Raw genomic sequence first — 21,091 nt, 5'->3', positions numbered from 1 at the left:
GAAAAGCAACTGTTTTTTTATATCCTCGCCTGATAGGTGAATAAATTAAAATAACGTCCTTCTTTAACAATCAACTCGTCGTGTGTGCCTTGTTCTGCAATGCGCCCGTTTTCAATAACTAAAATTTGATCGGCTTTTCTAATTGTACTTAATCGGTGTGCAATTACAAATGTTGTTCTTCCTTCTGTTAAGGTAGCTAAGCTTTTCTGAATTAAAGTTTCACTTTCAGTATCTAAATTAGAGGTTGCTTCATCTAAAATTAAAATTTTAGGGTTTGCTAAAATTGCTCTTGCAATAGCAATTCGTTGGCGTTGTCCGCCAGAAAGTTTTACGCCGCGCTCACCAATTAAAGTATCTAAGCCTTTTTCAAAAAGATCTGTAAACTCATTTACATAAGCTGAAACTACGGCATTTTGCAAATCTTCCTCATTAGCATCAGGTCTTGGGAATAAAATATTGGCTCTTATTGTTCCTTCAAATAAAAATTCATCTTGTAAAACAACACCTAAATTTTTTCTGAAACTGTTGAGGTTTACTTTAGATACATCTTGTCCGTCAATTGTAATTGCTCCTGATTGCGGATCTAAAAAGGTAGCTGCCAAACCAGCAATTGTAGATTTTCCTGACCCTGAACTACCTACCAATGCAACTACAGAACCTGATTTTACTTCAAAATCAATGTTATGTAACACTTCTTTATCTTCCTCGTAAGCAAACGAAACATCATTAAAAGCAATATCACCTTTAATATTTTCCAGCATGATCGTTCTGTTTTCTTCATCAGCTTCAGGAGTCATATTCATTAGTTCTTCTGTGCGGTCTAAACCAGCTAATGCTTCTGTTAATTGACTGCCAACATTACTCATTTGTACGATAGGCGCAACCATTAAAGCGAGTAAAAATGTAAACTCTAAATACTCACCAATAGTAAGTTCCTCTATAATTAATAAATAACCTCCGTAACCCATCATAATTGCAGTAGTTGCAATACCAAGTAAGAAAATTGATGAGCTGGTCATTATAGCAGTAGCGGTTAAACTCTTTTTTACGTTTTTGTATAATCGATCAACACCTTTTTCAAAAACCAGGCTTTCTTGTTCTTCAGCATTAAAGCCTTTTATAACACGAACACCACTTAAAGTTTCAGTTAATCTACCTTTTACTTCCGCATTAATTTTACCACGTTCTCTAAAAACAGGGCGAATTATTTTAAAAGCTTTAAGTGATATAACAGCAAAAAGTATTAATGGTGCAAAAGCCATTAATGTCATTGCTGGACTTATTTTTATTAATAAAACTATAGATACAATAGCAGTAATACTACCACCTACAAGTTGAACTAAACCAGTACCAATTAAATTGCGAACACCTTCAACATCACTCATAATACGTGAAACCAAACTTCCAGATTTTGTATTGTCAAAAAAGCTTATGGGCAAAGAGAGTACCTTTTTTTGTACTTGCGCTCGTAATTCAGATATTAAATATTGTGCTTGAATACTTAAAACTTGTGTTAGTAAAAAGGAGGTTATTGCTTGTACTAGAAATGCAATAACTACTACAATCACTAATGTTTTTAAAAATGAAATGTCTTTGTTGGGTACCACATCATCCATTAAATATTTAAGAGACATTGGAGCAACAAAGCTTGCTGCCTTACTAATAGCTATTAATAAAAGGCCAATGAAAACTAAATTTCGGCGAGGCCAAATAATAGTTTTAAATGCGGTGAGAATACTAACTTTTTTTTCAGCCATGTTTGTGAGTGATTGTAATTTTTTTGTTGAAGCAAAGTTACTTTAAATTGATTGGATTATTGCTTTGTATGCTTTAGTCGGTTTTTTTTGTTAAAAATTAGCTTTTAATAATGAAGTCTTTTAATTTCAAGGCAAATAATAAACCACACTAATGAAAAATGCCCTATTAGTAGTTATTGTAATTACTTTTTTTGGTTGCCAAACGAAAGAGAACAAAAAATCGATTCCTGCTGTATATGCCAAGTATGTTGATAATATAGAAATTATAAGAGATGATTTTGGTGTGCCTCATATTTATGGAAAGACTGATGCTGATGCTGTTTTTGGCTTGTTATATTCACAATGTGAAGATGATTTTAATCGTGTTGAACAAAATTATATTTGGGCAACAGGTAGGTTGGCAGAGGTTGAGGGAGAAGAGGCTTTGTATAGTGATTTACGAGCTAAATTGTTTATGACTCAAGAAGAAGCGATTGCGAATTATGAAAATAGTCCGGATTGGTTGAAAAAATTATGTAATGCTTTTGCTGATGGAATAAATTATTATTTAGAAACACACCCTGAAGTAGAACCAAAATTACTGACACATTTTTGAGCCTTGGATGCCTATGTATTTTAGTGAAGGTTCAATAGGTGGTGATATTGAACGTATATCAATTGAAAAAATAAAAGCCTTTTATGAAAATGGAATTGAAATTCCGGAAGCACTCGATGTAAAATTAAAAACGAAAGAAGAAATGGCGGAGCCACAAGGTTCAAACGGTATTGCCATTTCAGGTGACTTAACAGAATCGGGAAATCCAATTTTATTGATTAATCCACATACCTCATTTTTCTTTAGAGGTGAAGTTCACATGGTAAGTCATGAGGGTTTAAATGCATACGGAGCAGTTACATGGGGGCAGTTTTTTGTTTATCAAGGTTTCAATGAAAAAACAGGATGGATGCACACCTCTACGTATACTGATGTAATGGATGAGTTTAAAGAAATAATTGTAGACTTAGAAGATAGTTTGGTTTATCAGTACGGTGAAGAATTACGACCTGTAAAAACCGGTGAAGTAATTTTAAAGTATAAAGTGGGTGATAGTCTTCTGGAGAAAAAACTTCCAACATATAAAACACACCACGGGCCAATTACACATATTGTTGACGGGCAATGGACAGCATCTGCTATGATGTGGGAACCCGTAAAAGCCTTGGAGCAATCTTTTGTGAGAACAAAAAAATCAGGATATAAAGAGTTTAAAGAAATGATGGATATTCGAACAAATTCATCAAACAATACTGTTTATGCTGATGCTGAAGGTAATATTGCTTATTTCCACGGAAATTTTATTCCTAAAAGAGATACTTTATTTGATTATACTAAACCAGTAAATGGTAGTGACCCAAAAACAGATTGGCAAGGTTTACATACGGTTGATGAAAATATTCTATTACTAAATCCTAAAAATGGATGGCTTCAAAATTGTAACTCGACACCTTATACATCGGCATTAGAATTCAGCCCTAAAAAAGAAAATTATCCAAATTACATGTCAAAAGATCAAGAGAATTTTAGAGGTGTTCATGCTATTGAATTGTTGACAGGTAGAATTGGTTATACTATTGATAGTGTTATTGAATTAGCGCACGACCCATACTTGCCAGCTTTTAAGGGGTTGATACCAGGTTTAATTGAAGCTTACGATAGTAATAAAGATAAGAACGTGAAATTACAAGAACCTATTGATGTTTTAAGGCAATGGGATTTTAAAACTTCAGAAAATTCAGTAGCAATGACTTTGGCACATTATTATGGTACCATGTATAGTAAAATGGTAAAAGCGCCAAAAGGTTTGAGCTATATGGAACGTCTATTATATTTTGGTAACGAATCACCAAAAGGAGAACGTTTGCATGTTTTTGAGTCAGTTATTGAAACTTTAAATGCTGATTTTGGCACATGGAACACTTCGTGGGGAAATGTAAATAGGTATCAACGTTTAAATGGTGATATTCGTCAAGCTTTTAATGATAGTTTACCAAGTATTCCTATTGGTTTTGCATCGGGTAGATGGGGAGCTTTAGCGGCTTATGGAGCACGTTATGATAACAATACTAAAAAAATATACGGTACTCGTGGAAATAGTTTTGTAGCCGTAGTGGAATTTGGAGATAGAGTAAGAGCAAAAACCATGCTGGCCGGTGGGCAAAGTGGAGACCCCAATTCGCCACATTTTAATGATCAAATCAATCGTTATGCGAATATGCAATTTAAAGATGTTCCCTTTTATCAAAGTGATGTTTTAAAAAGAGCTAAAGAAACGTATAAACCTGGGGAGAGAAAGTAATAGTTAAGAAGTTAAGGTGATTTTTTTAATTTATCTATCTACTTGTTGAGAAAAAAAGATAATAAAAGGTTATTTAATTAAATAACCTTTTATTATCTTTTTTTATAGTTCTAACCTCTTGGTTCTGGTACTGTAATTAATTTACCTAAAAATAATGCATTTAAAAACAATCGGTTTGTTCCATACCATGAACCTCTAAAGTTAGGATTGTCGGCAAATAATACCACACGACCACTTCCTAGTTTTGATACTATTAACGAAGCTGAAGGTTGCACAAATTTAGTCAGGTTTTCATTAGTAATAAAACCATCAATATGTGGTTTTTGGCTATATTTTAAAACCGTAGCGTATTCATTTTTACTAGGGCTTAGCCAAACTTCATTATTTTTATAAACAGGAATAGTCTCGTCATGGTAACCGAACGCTAATGGGTGAGTAGTATCTATATCAGTTTTTAGAATAATACCACCTATGCTTTCTTTTCCAATATTTTCAGATGCATTTGCAAATGGTTTCCTGATTGCTTTTTTGGTAGAATCTTTAGTTACAGTAATTAATTTTTCAGCTACAATATTTTTTTCAATTACCCATTTTGATGCAGTAGCTATAGTGATTAAAGTATTGCCTTTTTGTACCCATTCTTTAATTTTGTTTTGTTGTTTGCTACCTAATTTATATCTACCAGAAACCATAACAAGGGTATTGTATTTATCAAAATTGATACGATTAAAATTACGTAATGGAATTTTTGTAATTGGCATCTGCACGCGCGTATCCAATAAATGCCAAACCTCACCAGCTTCAGTATAATTGACTCCATCGCCTATTAGCATAAACGCTTTGGTCTTTTTTAGTGGAGCCATCAACTTGCTTCCTAAATCTATTCCTTTTAAATTATAACCAGAATTTACTGCCATCATAGGAACTTGAAACTTTTCTTGTGCTTGTTTTAAAAGTTGATAGATCTCTTCTGAGTTTTTCTTTTGTGATTTAACAGGTAACATTAATGTTCCGTAACCAAAGTCAATACCTTTTGAACCTGTTTTTACAGTAAAGGGTTTGTATGAGCTTGATAGTACAAGTCCATTTTCTTGTAGGTAATTTAAAACAGCAGGAGCATTGTAATCATCCCAATTTATCAAATAGGCATATTCAGATTTTTGAATAGCTTCAACAGTATATAAATTTTTAGTTGATGTGATTTTATCTTTTAATGAGACCGATTTTACAGGGGAATACTTCATATTGTAAAAATTAGCCAATGACCATGCGGAAGCATCATAATAAACACTATCATTATATTTTTCATAGGTTTCAAACATGGTTTGAACCATTCTGTATTGTTTCTGTTTGGTTGGTACAACAAATGATTTTTCAGATTTATAAATATCAATTTTATGCTTTAAAAGCATATCAATAAAAGCTTTTGTTCTGTTTTGATCAAAATTATCATTAAAAGAATATCCACCGATTTTTGAGTTTGAAGATTTAGTTAAGGCACTCTTGAAAAAATCTTGCTGATATTTTCGCATTAATGCCTTGTTTTCAACAGCAGCTTTTACGGTGGTAATACTTGATGTATATTGATTGCGAATTGTAAAAGGGAATGTAATCTCACCAAATGCAGTTTCTTGTTTGTACCCTCTTGAGCCACCTTGTTCAAATAAAAGTCCTAGACCACCTTGTAAATCAGGGTAAGAAGAACCATAACCAGGATACGTGCCATCAAAAATTTCTTTTGTAAAATATAGAGAACCAATACTATCTAAAGCTTTTGCAAAATAGTCAGCAAATAAATTATTAAGACCTTCATAGTTTTCTTTAGGCATTATTGGGTCTAACGAACCATTTGTTTTCATTGGTTCAAAAAAATAGGTGTCTTGGCTTCCCATTTCATGAAAATCAGTAACAACATTTGGGTACCACTCATGGTACCACTTTAATTTGTTTTGACTTTCAGGATTGATTGCCAAAAGCCAATCTCTATTAAGGTCAAACCAATAATGGTTGGTACGTCCACCAGGCCAGTATTCATTATGTTCCGCATCATAATTATCAGCTACTTCAGGTGAGCCTTGGTAACTGTTGGCCCATTGTGTATGCCTATCGCGACCATCAGGGTTTATGGTTGGATCAATAAATATTACCGAATTTTCCAGATAATTTAGTATTTCTGGGTTATTAGATGTTACTAATGTATACGCTGTTAATAATGCGGCTTCAGATCCTGAAGACTCATTACCATGAACATTATAAGCTAAATTTATAAAAACAGGTATCTCATCATAATTACTAACATTTTTGCTAGGGTCTGTAAATAAAAGATGTTTTTCTTTCAGCGTATCTAACTTTACTAAGTTTTCAGGAGATGTAACCGTTAAAATAACAAGTTTTCGACCTTCATGAGTTTTTCCATAGTATTGAATGGTTGCTCTATCAGACAATAAAGCTAATTTTTCTAAATAAGAAACAATAAGATCATGTCTTGTTTGATGTTGTCCAATTTCATAACCAAGGTATTCTTCTGGTGATGGAATGTCAGAGTTGTAGGGTTGGTATTTTTTTAGAAAGTAATCTTGCGCTGATAATGAAAAAGAACAAAATAAAAATAACAGTACTAGTCTTTTGATCATGAATATTTAATTAGAGTTAGTCAAATTAAATATAAGAAGAGTTTATGCAACTATTGAATGTGAAGTGTATTAATACCTAATTAATTTTAAGTATGTAATTAAAAGAACTAATTACTGTGAAATTACAATATTACTTATTCTTTAACTACGACAAATGTAGCTACAGAACCTGCTGATAATGTCCATTGATTAGCGAATATTAATTTCCCTTTGTCATCATAAGCATTTATTTGTGCGGTGTTTGGGCTAGATGAACCTTCGTTCAAGGCAGTGAATTCAACACGATTAAAACCGTCTTTTAAATCAACATTTACACCTTTAAAGGCACCCGTTAAAAACATTTTAGGTTCTACTTCCACGCCGTTAACTGTTATTTTTATAAGGTCACCATCAACAAATTGATGATCACGGCAAACAATACCAATAAAAGAACCACTACTTTTTACATCACCTAAATACATATCAGGAAAGTGCTTTCCTGGACTACCTTCAAAAATCCCTTTTACTTTAGCATCTAATTCTAAATCTTCACCAGCTTGTACCAAATCTTTATTAGGTAGCATAGATATTTTAGGATCTAAGGAATCTTTTAATTTCTGAGGATCGGGTTTTTTTAGTAAATCGGGCATGTTCAATGACAGACCTTGCTTTTTTTCAGGAAGAAGACTTACGTTAGAAGTTTCTTCTTTTCCTTTAATATTTAATGTTTGCGTTTTTGGAGTATCATATTGACTGTAGCCAACTTCAAAAACAAAAAAACAAAGTAATAAGCCAATAATCCGCATCATAGGTTAGTTGTTAACTGCTTGTAAATGTAACAAATACCTTGCCAATGAAATTTTAAAGTGATGTTAAAAATATTGAAAAGGCTATTTATTTATTCTTCGCCAAGCTCTGTAATTTTCTTTTCATATAGTTTTTTACTCTCAACTACTGCAATATTAAGCTCTTGCATAATACCGTCAACACGACCTTCAATACTTTTCATTTGATCATTAATGTTATCAAATGAATTTAATGCAGCGGCAACTTCTAATGCTTTTACAACTTCAACAGCATCACCATGTAAAAGGCGAAGTTTTCCAATTGCTTCAGATGTGTTTGCTAATGTACCGTTGTATTTAGTTTTAGCTTTATTGATAGCTTTTAAAAGTGTTTTTTTGCTAGTCTCATCACTCAAACTATTCGTTTGTTTTTCCATAGCAGAAAAAAGATTTGAAGCTTTTGTTTTTAAATCTTCATATTCTTTATTTAGATTTTCTACTCTTTTATTCACTTTTTCCCAATCGCCGTAAACTTTTGCAAATTCTTTATCTTCATTTTTAGTGTCTTCAAGGGCACTTTTTAATGAGGATAATGATTCTAAACCAGAGTTTACAATTTTATTAGCGTTCTCTTTTTTGTTCTCAAAAGTGGATACTTGTGATTTAAATTTTTGTTTTAATCGGATTAGATTTTCAGGGCTTTTATTTTTCCAACAAGATGATGCGGTAATGACAATTAAAATAAGGGTAATCGATTTTTTTAACATGGTAGTGTTTTATAAATAAGGCGCTAAATTAATCAAAATCAGCGCCTATTTAAAATTTTAATGCGAACTACTAGAAATCAAAGCCAAAACCAAACTGAACTATATTGCCTTCTTTTGAATTAAAATAGCCTACGTTTAATGATAAAAAATTATAACCACTTGCCCATAAACCAGCACCTTGTGAAGTATGCCATATATTAGAGTCTTCATTTGGGTTCCAAACCCTACCATAATCAAAACCACCATAAACTCCTACGGTTATAGGTGCAACTAAAGTCATATATTTTTTTACTCTCCATCTTAAATCGGTAGAGTTATAGAAATATGTTTTACCCGTAAATCGCTCATCTCTAAAGCCTCTAAGTCCGTTATTACCACCTATTGAGGGCATGTTGTAAAAGAAATAAGTATCACCAAAAGTTGTACTAACTTCAGCTCTTGTACTAAATGTTACATCACCTGAGGGTATTATTTTTTGCGTTAAACCAGCTTTAAGTTTTACGTAACCAAATTGATTGTCATTAATTGTGGTATTTAATTTGTAGCCTGCGTTTGCACCAAACATAATTGCTTTTGAAGGAAAATCTTTAGAATCGTCATTATCATAATATGCCTCAACCGAAGTACCAATGTATTTTTGATCTTCAAATAATTCTTCACTAAAGTTATTAGAATTAAAAAAACGATTGTCAATTTCAGTAACATCGTATGATTCATATAAAGCCTTTATTTTTAAAGTATGATACGTTATTCCGGCATCAACTTTTGTTATTTCAACACGAGCTCGGTTGTAATCGTTACCTAAATCATCATCAAGATTGACAGTTTCATTACCAACCCCAAAAAAGTTATTAGTGAATTTGTTATTTGTATGGTAAGAGTTTATTTCAAAATCCCAACCAGGAAATATGTTTGCGAATATACCATTGTAAGAAAGCTCTAATGCTTTGAATCCAAAATAATAATTAGCAACTATAGTGTGCTTTTGCCTAAAATCATTACGATTAAATCCGTTGTTTTTAAAAACATTTGTAGCGCCTAAATACAAACCGTCATCTGTTCTAAAACCTAAATTTGGTACTAAAATATTACTATTTTCTTTAAAATAACGCCAATGATACATGTTGGTTTTGTAAATATTTGTCAGTTGCGTTGCAGGTTTTTTACCTTCAAACTTAGTTTTTTCATGTTGCCAATCGTAAATTTTAAGACCTTTTTTGTTTTCAATGATAAATTTATCATCACCATAACCACCAATAAATCTAATAAAAATTGTTTTTTTAGCATCACCAGTAACCTCAAAAACATCATCATCACCTAAACCGTATATCCAAAGTTCTTTAGTATCTTTTTTATTAAATACACGCTCAAATATTATAGGGTCTTTTTCATCAGTAAGAATACGTTTGATAACAACTTTAGTTTCGCCGTCAGGCATTCTTGTAATCTCAAATTTATCGTCTTTTTCAGTACCACGTAATGATACTGTTTTGTCAAGATACTTACTATACGCTTTTGCATCTGACTGCAAAGTTATAAGACGTAATTTTAAATTTTCACGAATTTCAGCAGATGTTGAATCTTGAACTTCAATAGGTAAATTTTTAAAAGCTTTATCAATTTGGTCGGCTGTTAAGTGCTCTTGAATATACTTAGCTTCTTCTTTCCAAACTCTCGAGTCATATTTAGTTAATATAGCTCTATCTAAACTATTACCATTGTTATTCAACCACTTTACATCTTTTATATCTGCTCCGTATGATTGCCACATACGACTGTTGGGAACAAATAATTTTACAATTTTCATGGCATTTCCATCAAACTTTGGAAAAGCGTTATCTCTGTCTCTTGGTACAGGTTGAAATTCTTTATTCCCATCATTAGTTTCATATTCAACCCATCTCCATTGATCTTCATGTCTATCCCAATCGCCAATTAGCATATCAAAGATTCTAGCTCTTATATAAGCGCGTTGGTCTACCGTGTAAGATTCATCACTTTTAATTTTTTCTAACATATCAGTAGTGCTTTCAAAATCTGTAATTTTTCCAGCTTCATCAATGTCTCTTTTGTAACCTTTATAATTTAATTGTTCGTCAGATGGTCTTTCTTCAATAAAATAAAGTTCATCACCAAATTCAGTATTTAAATTACCTAATTCACTTTGTTTTGGAATGTAAAATAATTCGGGACTTGAATGGTTTACACCAATAGACTGGCATAAAGGATTTATGACTAATTGCATGTATGGATGTGCGGTGGTGAAGAAGTCTGATATTGTTTCTTCTGTCCATGTGTCGTGGTAGTCACTTTCGTCGTATGCAACACCTTTGATTATAAATTTTAAATATTTTAAAGCGTCTTTTTTTAACGAGCGCATGGCATATTCTTTACCATCTTTATCTTCTAAACGAAGTGAATATGATTGGTGTCCACCACCTTGTTTGCTTACTTTTAAGCCTCCGTAAAGTGTATCTAGCAAAGCAATTTTTGCAGTTACAGATTTACCAAAATATGATCTATAACGTTCGCCCCATAAAAATTTGTAAAATCCAGTTTTATCTAACTTTTTAGGATCACTCAAAATACTCTTATCTATAGTTTTTCTAGTGTTTTTGGCATAGGTGCCTTTTGTAGTATCTTTTACAAATTCAGGGAGTATGCTAAGATTATTTTTTTCTTCTGAGGCAGTAATGAATGTTACTTGCGATGATCCATTATCAAAATATACCAATTTAGCAAAGCCTTTTTTTCCGTAAGTGAATTGCCCTTCATATTTTAATGTTCCGCCTATAGCGTTTATTTTGTCCTCAGTTCTTTTTGTTGCCGTATTTTGTGTTAAAGAACCCGAAATGATTTGATGAACATTACCGCCAGTTAAGTATTGTAAACTTTCTTCATGGCCGGAAACAAAAGTAATTCTGTCAGATGCTTTTGCTAATGAGCTTAATATCATTCTCAAAAATTCGTATTTCCGAGACATTAAATCGTCAGAAGAAAATCCGCCATATTCACTAACAGTATTTAATACCGTGCCGATTATTGGAGCTGGGGTCATATGTGTTTTGAAAGTTTCTTTTCCAGCGTACTTACCATTGCTAAAAATTGGATGATGCATTGCAATTACAATATTTTTTCCTTGCCCATCATTTATATATCCTTCAACCTCTTCTAGAAAACGCCTTCTTGTATTTATTTCAGAACATTTTTTATTAATGTTTTCTAACTGTGACCAATTAGATATAAACCAATTAGAGTCAATTAAAATTAAATCTAAATCGTCATTAATTACTTTGTGTTCAATTGGGCATGCATTTTTAGGGAAGAACTTTATATCGTCAGCGTCAAATTCATCTAAAAAATCTTCAATTTTTTCTACATCTCTGGTATTGTAACTTTTCCATTCATTATTACCAGGTATAAAAATTGTATTCCCTTTAAAATTTGATGCTAGTGCAACTTCTTGCCTAATTAGTTTCTTGTCGTTCTCCCAATTATCTTTGTATTTGCTAACATTATCACCTGTAAAAAGTAGTGTGCTATTTGCATTTGCATTTGCAAGTTCTTTCTTAAGCGCTTGTATTGCATTAGGTGCTCCGTTAACTAAATCACCCATACCACCAGCAATATAAAAAGTGTGTTTAATCTTTTTATTTGAAGGTGTTTTAGTAACAAATGCTTTATTTTCTTGTAATTTAAATGTTGCACAACTATTTAAAATAAAAGTGATTAGTATTGCAGTACTAAAATAAACAAGATGTTTTATGTGATTCGATTTTTGGTTCTTTTGCATCATATTTGGCTTGTTATTTCTATTTATTGATTTTTATGTTGAAGTAGAAATAATAAAAACTTCATAAAAATATGTTTTTAAATATTCGTTTGTAGCACGAATATACGCTCGAAAATCATGTTTTTATTTAAATAATAGTAATTACGATAGTATTCTTCTTATTTGAGATAATGTTTGTTTTTTGCAATGACTTTCTTCGTGACTGTAACCAATAAAAAAATAGTTATGAGAATTAGTTTAATGTTTTTTAGTGTATTCATTACCGTAATATTTATGAGTTGTAAGTATGATAATGGTGATGTGCCAAAAGCAGTAAAATCAAGCTTCGAAACTAAATATCCTAATGAGAAAGAGCCAAATTGGTCGACCGATAAAAATGACAATTTTGAGGCTAAATTCAAAAAAGACGGTAAAGATCTTAGAGCTGATTTCACGCCACAAGGAAAATGGATTGAAACAGAAAATAATATAGATGAGGAAGATTTGCCTGAAGTTATAAAAGAGTATTTAGAGAAAGAATATGATGATCATAAAATTATAGAAGTTGAAGAAGTAGAGCACAACAGCAAAGGCTTTTTTTATGACGTTGAAGTATCAAAAGAGAAAAAGAAAAAAGATATTATGTTCACCAAAAACGGAACAATACTTAATTAAATCAAATTTGTTTGGTCTTATAGTTACTTAGTTTTTGAGGGCCTTCTAAAAGCTCTCGAACCACGCGTAAAATACCATCTTCGGTAGTAGCTATATGCCATTTAATTAATGAAATATTTCCGTTTTCAATTTCAATACCGGTAATACTCCTTGGGTGAACACAGCTACCATCATTAAAAAAAGGAATATCGCCAGGTTCAGGAAAACGAGGTCTGTGGGTATGACCAACAATGGTGATTATTAATTTATTTTGAACAATCCATTTTTTTATGCGTCGTTCAATTTTTATAAGTTCAGTATAGTTCTTTGCAGGGCTTGTAGGGTCTGCAATACCCCAAACTTGTAATGGTTTCCAAAGTACTCGAACAAGAAACCTGCCACAGCGCCAGAAAGTATAATTCCACCAATCAGCTTGGTGGCCATGTGTTAAAAATATTTCTTGGTTGGTATCTTCATGCTTTAAAACAATTGCTTCATTGTAACTAATATCTTGAAAAAGTTCTTTTTCGCAACCTTCAATAGGTTCAAAGTAACTGTTTAGTTGCTTTTTTACATAGGCATCATCTTTATAAACCATATCGTGATTGCCCCAAATCATATGCAATCGCCCTCGAATATGAAACTCACGTAAAAGCTTGAAAACATTTTTATGTGCGTCAAAAATAGAACTGAAATTTATGTTCTCCCACAGTTCGTCACCATCACCCAATTCAAAATACTCAAAACCTTCTTTAAAATAGTGTTTTAAAGCGTGAAAATAGATATTTCTGTTGTTAGCAAAATCATCAGCAAAACTGTTATCACCTCTGTGGCAATCACTAAAAAGCACAAATCTAGAATTGTCGTTAAACGGCACTCTTTTTGCATTTTTGTAAGCTCTTGAAAGTCTTTGATTAGATGGCATTTAGGTGTTTTTTATAAATATCTAAAAAAGTAGCGAAGCTATGTGTTTTATACCGATAAATTTATAGATTTTCTTTTGTAATTTTGTATTTTAGATTACGACTAAAAATATGATGAAAAATAAATTTAATTCTCCGCTAAGTATGCAGGTGAGCTTTAATAAGTTATTAAAGCATTATGATGTTATGGCTAATAGTGATGATGAATTTATTGCTTCAAAAGCAAAATATATTCTTGATAGTCAAGCGCCTTACCCAGAACTTCGTGACGGGTTTACTGATGTAAGTTTATTGGATAAGCATAAGGATGTTATTCGAATAATGTTGCAAGATAGTTTCTCAGAGGTACTGTCTGATAATGAAATTAAAACGGCATCTTTACCATTCGGTAATATCGTTTTTAACTCTTCAAATAGATTTAAAAAAATACTAAAAGAAGCTGGGGGAGAAGCTTTTGCTCCTGTGTTAAATTACATGCCTGATCATTTTATGTATGTTTTATCATGCACAGTAATACTAAGTTTACACTACGGTTATACGGTAGATTTTAAACGTCCTTTCTTTTACGATATTCCTGATAAAAATGGTATTATGCGCCATTATCGCATTTTGTATAATGCAGATTTTATGGAGATTTTACCTACTGAGAATTCAAAAGAATTATCACAGGAAGATATAAACGAGTTATTAGAAAATTTTGATGACATAGCCTTGTGGCAAGAAAAAATACCACCAAATAGTTTTATTGGTAAAGGCTTTGTGATATCAACAATGTTTGATGTTACCAATGAACATGCGATATCAGAAATAAAATCTAGTTTAATTGCTAGTGAAAAAAGAGCATCTGATAATTTCATGCAAAATTTGCAAGAAACATTTAGGTCGTTTTTTAGTGTTGACGATATTCAAGCAGGTTTTGTAACCTATAATACCAAAAAAGATCAATTTGAAAAAGTTATTGGTGTTGGTATGGAAAGCTTTATACTTAATGATAAAGATTTGGTTAATTGTAAAGATTCACTTTGTCAATCATCGTATAAAAAGCTTTTAAACGATAATTCATATTTTTCAATATCAGATGTTGATAAATATTATGATCTTTCTGGTGGACTAAAGCCTTACGATAATTTACATGCACAAGGTATTAAAAGTGTAATTTTTGCTCCTATAGCGGATAATGGAAAATTACTTGGTGTTTTAGAATTAGTTTCTAAAACAAAAAATGCATTAAACTCTGTTAATGCAAATAAGTTAGATGATATTATGCCTTTTATTGTTACAGGTGTATTACGTTCTAAGCATGAGGAAGAAAATAGAATTGATGCTATAATTCAAAACGAATGTACATCAGTACACTCTTCTGTATATTGGAAATTTAAAGAAGAAGCATATCGTTTTATTGCAGATAGTTTAGAAGGAAGGCAACCTTCATTTAAAGAAATTGTTTTTAAAGACGTTTACCCATTATACGGGCAAATAGATATTAAAGATTCTTCGGTTGCCCGCAATATTGCTATTCAGCGTGATATTATGATTCAGTTATCAGAAATAAATAAAGTATTATCTTATGTTTGGGATAAATACAAACTTCCAGTATTTGAAGAATTAATGTTTAGAACCAACAATCATATTGACGAGGTAAAAGAAGTGCTTAATACAAATAGTGAGCAATCTGTTTTTAGTTTCGTGCAAAATGAAATAGTTCCGGTTTTTGAACATTTGAAAACTCAAGGTGATGAAGATTTATTGAGTATGATTACAGCCTATGAGTCGGATATTGATATGGGAACAAAATCATATTATGATCATCGTAGAAATTATGATGAAAGTGTAATGGCTATCAACAAAAAGTTATCATCGGTTCTCGATAAAAAACAGAAAGAAGCACAAGAAATGTTTCCACACTTTTTTGAACGTTACAAGACTGATGGAGTAGAGCATAACATGTATATTGGAGCATCAATAGTTGACCATAAAGATTTTGATCCTCTTTATTTGAGCAATTTGCGATTATGGCAATTACAAGTAATGTGTGAAATGGAATTTAAGCATTATGAGCTGAAGCCAGAATTATCTGTGCCATTAGATGTAGCTTCACTTATGTTGGTTTACAATGGTTCTTTAGCAATCCGTTTTAGAATGGATGAAAAAAGATTTGATGTTGATGGTACGTATAATGCGAGGTATGAAATTATCAAAAAAAGAATTGATAAATCATTTGTAAAAGGTACAACAGAACGTATCACACAACCTGGTAAATTAGTAATTGTTTACTCTCAAAAAAGTGACGAGCTAGAATACTTACGTTTTATAAAGTTCTTAAAATCTAAAGGATATTTTACTGGTTCAGTCGAAATAGTTGATCTTGAAGGTTTGCAAGGTGTATCAGGTTTAAAAGCTATTAGAGCTAATATAAATTATCAAATTGAAAACCCGATTTCAGAGGAAAAATCGTTTACATACGAAGATTTGATGCAAGAGATAAAAAAATAAAAATTACCAACCTTCAATTAGGTTGGTAATTCTATAATTCTTTCAGGGCCGTAAAATTTCAAGGCTACAAAAAACGCAACTACGGATAATACCATTCCTATCATAAAAACGGTGTAAGTCCAGCGTAATAATTTATATTTTTTATTTAGTACTACACCTAAAAAGTATAAATCTTTAGTTAAAGTAGAATATACATCATCTTGGTTTTTAATCAACTCTTTTATAGCCCATTCGTACTCATCTAATTTCATTTTATAAAAATTACCGAAGAATAAAAGGTTTACCTTTTTATTTTCAACATCTTCTTTAGTAAACTCACCACTTGTAACGTTTGGCCTAGTTGCCAGTACAGACATAACCATTGAGGTGACACTAAAAATAACAAATATCATAGCAGGTATAACTAAGTAATCATTTGAAGGGTTATCTAGTTTAGGAATTAAATTTGATAATATTAATGAGATAATAATAGCGTTTACTGAAAGCAAAATATTTGCTTTAGTATCAGCAATATCACTTAACTTTAAGTGGTTACTAAGTGTAACCCTAAACATAGTTTGTATTCCTCTTTCAGGACTTTTATTCTTAAGGTTTACTTTTAATTCTTCTTTCTTAAGAAGCTTGCTATTTTTTTTCTTGTTTTTTAATAGCTTCTTTAGGTTATCATCTTTTTTAGGTTGCCAATTTTTAACGGCATAATCAGTATAATATCTGTGAATGCCTCTAAATAATTCAATATTTTTATTACGCCATTGTTTTCTGGAGTAATCTGCACTACCAAGGTTGCTCAATTCTTCACGTAAAAACTCAGAGGTCTCTATATAACTACTTTTTGCAAAATGAGAACAATCAGCATCTTTTATAATTTCTTCTAAAAGATTTTGAGGCTTGTGATCCATTTTAGTTGCAAGTATTAGATTCTTAACCGTTTCTATAAAATTAGGGTTACAATCTAATTTTTTTAAAAAATCATTTGCAATTTTCGCACTACTTTCTTCGTGATTATTAGGGCTTATTGTATATCCAGTGTCATGAAGCCAAGCAGCAATTGTAATTGCGTTATTTTCCTCATCTTTTAAATTATAAAAATTTAGTAATTCTTTAGTACTTTTAACGACTCTTTGGGTGTGCCTAAGGTTATGATATAAAAACTTACTATCTAAATTTTCAGTTAGTAATTTAGTCGCATACTCTTCAGCCTTTAAAACTATTTCTGTCATAAGATTGAAATTATAACGTCCAAATTACAAATTTTATAATTCATTAATTACTGCTATGCGTAAACATTTTATACTAATTATGATTCTTTTAATATTTACCGGTTGTGCCACGTACCAATCTAAATATAAAAATGAAGAAAATAAGATTGATAAGCCTACGACAAAAGAAATATCGCATACATTTTATTTAATGGGTGACGCGGGTTTATCACCCATAGGAGGTATGAATGCGAACTTAAAGGCTTTAAAAAAAAGACTTAATATTGCTGATAAAAATAGTACGGCTATATTTTTAGGTGATAACATATATCCTGCAGGTTTACCAGACCCTATTGATTCTACTATGGCATTCAGGACTGCGGCAAGCCATTTAAATGCACAAGTGGCTACTTTAGAAAATTTCAAAGGATCTAAATTTTTTATTCCAGGTAATCATGATTGGTATACTGAGGGTTTAAAAGGCCTAAAGCGAGAACAGAAATACATACAAAGGGCTTTAGATAGTGATGAGGTTTATTTTCCTGAAGATGGTTGCCCTATAGAAATAATTGAAATTAATGATGACGTTGTTGTAATAGCTATAGATACAGAATGGTATTTGACAGATTGGAATAAAAGACCAGGAATTAATGATAAATGCGAGATAAAAAGTAGAGCTAAATTTTTAATTGAATTGGAAGATGCTATAAAGGACAATAGGGAGCGAACAACAATTATAGCTATGCATCATCCGATGTTTACATATGGGGAGCATGGAGGCCACACATCCTTTAAAAGACAATTCTACCCTTCTCATAATAGTATTCCACTCCCAATATTGGGTTCATTCGCCAATATATTAAGAAAAACAGCAGGCCCTTCCATTGAAGATGTAAATAATAGTTTGTACAGAGATTTAAAAAATAAGGTAACCACATTAGCACAGTATTCTGATAAAGTCATTTTTGCTTCTGGTCATGAGCATACCTTGCAATATATTGTTGAAAAAAGTACACCACAAATAGTAAGCGGTTCGGGTTCTAAAAAAGGCCATACTAAGTTGCTAAATGGTAGTGAATTTACTACTGGTCATATGGGCTACTCGGTGTTAGAAGTTTATAAAGATGGTTCGTCAAAAGTTAGATTTTATGGTTTAGATGAAAATGAGGAAGAAACATTTTTATTTGGCTCAGAAGTGCTTGGTGAAGATTTAGTCGTTAATGATGAAAAATACGATGATGAATTTCCGTCTTTTGTTGAAGCTTCAGTCTACTCTAAAGAAGAAGTTGATAAATCTAAATTGCATGAAAAAATTTGGGGTAAAAAATATCGTGATTATTATGGGGTAAAAGTAAAAGCACCAACCGTACTTTTAGATACTTTGTTTGGTGGTTTAAAACCTGTAAAAAAAGGTGGTGGGCATCAATCCAAATCGTTGCGACTTGAAGCTAAAGATGGAAAGCAATATGTAATGCGTGCAATACGTAAAAGTGCAGAACTATACCTACAATCAATGGTTTTTCAAGATCAATACGTTGCAGATGATTTAAAAGATACATTCGGAGAAAAATTACTAGAAGATTTTTATACAGGTGCGCACCCTTATGCACCATTTACCACTGGTATATTATCTGATGCTGTAGGTTTATTTCATACTAATCCAGTTTTATATTATGTTCCAAAACAGTCATCATTAGAGCAGTATAACGCTAATTTTGGTAATGAGTTGTATATGATTGAAGAGCACACAGGTGATGGACATGGCGATTTAAAAAGCTTTGGATATTCTAATGATTTAAAAAGTACAGACTCTATGTTAAGGGATCTTCGTGACGATGAAAAATATAGTGTAGATACTCAATTATATATAAGAGCTCGTTTATTTGATATGGCAATTGGTGATTGGGATAGGCATACAGATCAATGGAGATGGGCTGAATTTAAAGATAAAGAAACCAAGAAAGTAGTTTATAAGCCAGTACCAAGAGATAGAGATCAAGTTTTTTCTAAAATGGGGGATGGTGCTTTAATGAATATAGCTACAAGAATAATTCCTGGTTTACGAATTATGGAAGGTTTTAATGAAGAAATAAGAAGTGTTAGAGGCTTTAATTCTTCACCTAAAACTTATGTGTTAGATATGGCTTTATTGGGTGAGACAAATGAAATTGATTGGGTAAAAGAAGCCAATTTATTAAAAATTAATTTGACTCCTGCGGTTATTGATGAAGCTTTAAAAGCAATGCCAGAAGAAGTTCGAGATGGGACTATAGATGAGATTAAAGCAACGTTATTAGCGCGCTTGTCAACAATTGAGGCCACTGCTAAGGAATATTATTCTATACTAAATAAGTTTGCCGTAGTTACTGGTACTGATAAAGATGATTGGTTTGAAATTACGCGTTTGAGTGATAATAAAACACAAGTAAAAGCTTATAGAAATATAGGAGGTGAAAAAAAGAAACTTTTCTTTAATAAAACATTTGATAAACAAACGACAAAAGAAATTTGGGTTTATGGCTTAGATGATGACGATTTGTTTGAGGTTAGTGGGGAGAAAAACAACGCAATTAGAGTTCGTTTAATTGGTGGTCAAAACAACGATATTTATGATATTGAAACATCTAAAAAAATAAGTGTTTACGATTATGAAAGTAAAAAGAATACGCTTAAAAATACGAAAGGTGCAAAAGTAAAACTTATGGATGATTATGTTGTAAATACATATCAACCTTTAAAGTTGAGGTATAGTACCAATCAAATTATACCAACTATTGGTTATAACCCTGATGACGGTTTAAAAATAGGCTTTTTAAATACCTATACTTATAACGGTTTTAGGCAAAATCCATTTACTGAAAAGCATGATATTAGTGCTTCGTACTATTTTGCGACTAGTGGTTTTGATATAGCCTACACAGGTGAATTTGCACATATTTTTGAAGGATGGAATTTAGAAATAGATGCACGTTTTACGAGTCCTAATTTTGCAATAAATTTCTTCGGATTTGGCAATGACACAGACAATTTTGATGATGATTTAGGTTTAGATTATAATAGAGTGAAATTTGAAACCTTAAGATTTGCTCCATCACTGGTGTGGAGAGGTAGACTTGGTGCTAAGCTTAAAGCTGGTTTATTAATAGAAACTATTGAGGTGGAAGAAACATCAGATAGGTTTATAAATGAATTTTATCAAGAAAACGGAACAGATACAAGAAGAAGTTTTGCTGGTGCAGAAGCTACTTATTCCTATGAAAATAAAGATAACAATGCATTCCCAACTTTAGGAATGGGAACTTCATTATTAGTAGGGTATAAAAGAGATATTGACGAATCAGATAGTAGTTTTGGTTATGTAGTTCCAAGCATTTCATTTGACTATAAACTTATATCCAATGGTAGATTGGTTTTAGCAACTAAATGGAAAGCTCATTTTAATATTGGTGACGACTTTGAATTTTATCAAGGTGCAAGTATTGGCGGTAACGATGGTCTTCGTGGTTTTAGAAATCAAAGATTTACAGGTAACACATCATATTACCAAAATACAGATATACGATATAGTTTTAGAAAAATGCGAACAAGCATATTGCCTACCGCGATGGGAATATTTGGTGGCTTTGATTATGGTAAAGTTTGGTTAAAAGATGTTGATTCCGATACATGGCATACCTCTTACGGTGGTGGTTTTTTCTTAAATGCAACAGATATTATTTCAATAAACACAGCACTCTTTAATAGTAAAGATGGGTTGCGTTTTTCTTTTGGTTTAGGATTCGCCTTTTAAATT

General features: G+C 31.8%; 10 protein-coding genes and 1 pseudogene. 4 read left to right on the top strand and 7 right to left on the bottom strand.

Features of this window, described 5'->3' with window-relative positions; all coding sequences use genetic code 11:
* Nucleotides 1-17 precede the first annotated feature (17 nt).
* Nucleotides 18-1,757, bottom strand: a complete 1,740-nt coding sequence (locus tag KO500_RS03770) for an ABC transporter ATP-binding protein (RefSeq protein ID WP_215955164.1) — start codon at nucleotides 1,755-1,757, stop codon at nucleotides 18-20.
* Between the two features lie 151 nt (nucleotides 1,758-1,908).
* Between KO500_RS03770 and KO500_RS03765 the strand changes: the two are divergent.
* Nucleotides 1,909-4,093, top strand: a pseudogene (locus KO500_RS03765) (acylase).
* A gap of 110 nt (nucleotides 4,094-4,203) precedes the next feature.
* Here the strand turns inward: KO500_RS03765 and KO500_RS03760 are convergent.
* The 4 genes from KO500_RS03760 to KO500_RS03745 form a co-directional block, all read right to left on the bottom strand.
* Nucleotides 4,204-6,726, bottom strand: coding sequence for a M14 family zinc carboxypeptidase (locus KO500_RS03760; protein ID WP_215955163.1), 2,523 nt, complete (start codon nucleotides 6,724-6,726; stop codon nucleotides 4,204-4,206).
* Between the two features lie 134 nt (nucleotides 6,727-6,860).
* The gene (locus KO500_RS03755) at nucleotides 6,861-7,514 is read right to left on the bottom strand and encodes a hypothetical protein (protein WP_215955162.1); all 654 of its coding nucleotides are present in this window, start codon (nucleotides 7,512-7,514) and stop codon (nucleotides 6,861-6,863) included.
* 89 nt (nucleotides 7,515-7,603) lie between these two features.
* Nucleotides 7,604-8,257 carry a hypothetical protein gene (locus KO500_RS03750; protein WP_215955161.1) on the bottom strand — a complete coding sequence of 218 codons (654 nt, stop codon included), beginning with the start codon at nucleotides 8,255-8,257 and terminating at the stop codon, nucleotides 7,604-7,606.
* A 70-nt stretch (nucleotides 8,258-8,327) separates the two neighbouring features.
* Nucleotides 8,328-12,053: a metallophosphoesterase gene (locus KO500_RS03745; protein ID WP_252732418.1), complete on the bottom strand. Its 3,726-nt coding sequence runs from the start codon at nucleotides 12,051-12,053 to the stop codon at nucleotides 8,328-8,330.
* A 222-nt stretch (nucleotides 12,054-12,275) separates the two neighbouring features.
* Here KO500_RS03745 and KO500_RS03740 point away from each other — a divergent pair, with 222 nt between their 5' ends.
* Nucleotides 12,276-12,704 (top strand): PepSY-like domain-containing protein, encoded by a 429-nt coding sequence (locus KO500_RS03740; protein WP_215955160.1) that lies wholly within the window; start codon nucleotides 12,276-12,278, stop codon nucleotides 12,702-12,704.
* A gap of 1 nt (nucleotide 12,705) precedes the next feature.
* Here KO500_RS03740 and KO500_RS03735 read toward each other — a convergent pair whose 3' ends face one another.
* Nucleotides 12,706-13,608 (bottom strand): metallophosphoesterase, encoded by a 903-nt coding sequence (locus KO500_RS03735; protein ID WP_215955159.1) that lies wholly within the window; start codon nucleotides 13,606-13,608, stop codon nucleotides 12,706-12,708.
* A 109-nt stretch (nucleotides 13,609-13,717) separates the two neighbouring features.
* On the opposite strand from KO500_RS03735, the gene KO500_RS03730 reads away from it, so the two are divergent.
* Nucleotides 13,718-16,099, top strand: coding sequence for a GAF domain-containing protein (locus KO500_RS03730; RefSeq protein ID WP_354668432.1), 2,382 nt, complete (start codon nucleotides 13,718-13,720; stop codon nucleotides 16,097-16,099).
* A gap of 17 nt (nucleotides 16,100-16,116) precedes the next feature.
* Here KO500_RS03730 and KO500_RS03725 read toward each other — a convergent pair whose 3' ends face one another.
* Nucleotides 16,117-17,319: a Pycsar system effector family protein gene (locus KO500_RS03725; protein WP_215955158.1), complete on the bottom strand. Its 1,203-nt coding sequence runs from the start codon at nucleotides 17,317-17,319 to the stop codon at nucleotides 16,117-16,119.
* Nucleotides 17,320-17,398: 79 nt separating this feature from the next.
* On the opposite strand from KO500_RS03725, the gene KO500_RS03720 reads away from it, so the two are divergent.
* Nucleotides 17,399-21,088, top strand: a complete 3,690-nt coding sequence (locus KO500_RS03720; RefSeq protein WP_252732417.1) for a metallophosphoesterase — start codon at nucleotides 17,399-17,401, stop codon at nucleotides 21,086-21,088.
* Nucleotides 21,089-21,091 lie beyond the last annotated feature (3 nt).

Origin of the sequence: Cellulophaga baltica (genome assembly GCF_018861125.1) — a bacterium.
GTDB classification, from domain to species: Bacteria; Bacteroidota; Bacteroidia; order Flavobacteriales; family Flavobacteriaceae; genus Cellulophaga; species Cellulophaga baltica_A.
Note: the sequence above shows the minus strand (reverse complement) of the source record. Positions and strands in the feature narration are given on the sequence as shown.

Bases quoted from the DNA above. Each gene is read 5' to 3' on its own strand.
- KO500_RS03770 (WP_215955164.1), bottom strand. From the start codon at position 1,757: ATGGCTGAAAAAAAAGTTAGTATTCTCACCGCATTTAAAACTATTATT.
- KO500_RS03760 (WP_215955163.1), bottom strand. From the start codon at position 6,726: ATGATCAAAAGACTAGTACTGTTATTTTTATTTTGTTCTTTTTCATTA.
- KO500_RS03755 (WP_215955162.1), bottom strand. From the start codon at position 7,514: ATGATGCGGATTATTGGCTTATTACTTTGTTTTTTTGTTTTTGAAGTT.
- KO500_RS03750 (WP_215955161.1), bottom strand. From the start codon at position 8,257: ATGTTAAAAAAATCGATTACCCTTATTTTAATTGTCATTACCGCATCA.
- KO500_RS03745 (WP_252732418.1), bottom strand. From the start codon at position 12,053: ATGATGCAAAAGAACCAAAAATCGAATCACATAAAACATCTTGTTTAT.
- KO500_RS03740 (WP_215955160.1), top strand. From the start codon at position 12,276: ATGAGAATTAGTTTAATGTTTTTTAGTGTATTCATTACCGTAATATTT.
- KO500_RS03735 (WP_215955159.1), bottom strand. From the start codon at position 13,608: ATGCCATCTAATCAAAGACTTTCAAGAGCTTACAAAAATGCAAAAAGA.
- KO500_RS03730 (WP_354668432.1), top strand. From the start codon at position 13,718: ATGATGAAAAATAAATTTAATTCTCCGCTAAGTATGCAGGTGAGCTTT.
- KO500_RS03725 (WP_215955158.1), bottom strand. From the start codon at position 17,319: ATGACAGAAATAGTTTTAAAGGCTGAAGAGTATGCGACTAAATTACTA.
- KO500_RS03720 (WP_252732417.1), top strand. From the start codon at position 17,399: ATGATTCTTTTAATATTTACCGGTTGTGCCACGTACCAATCTAAATAT.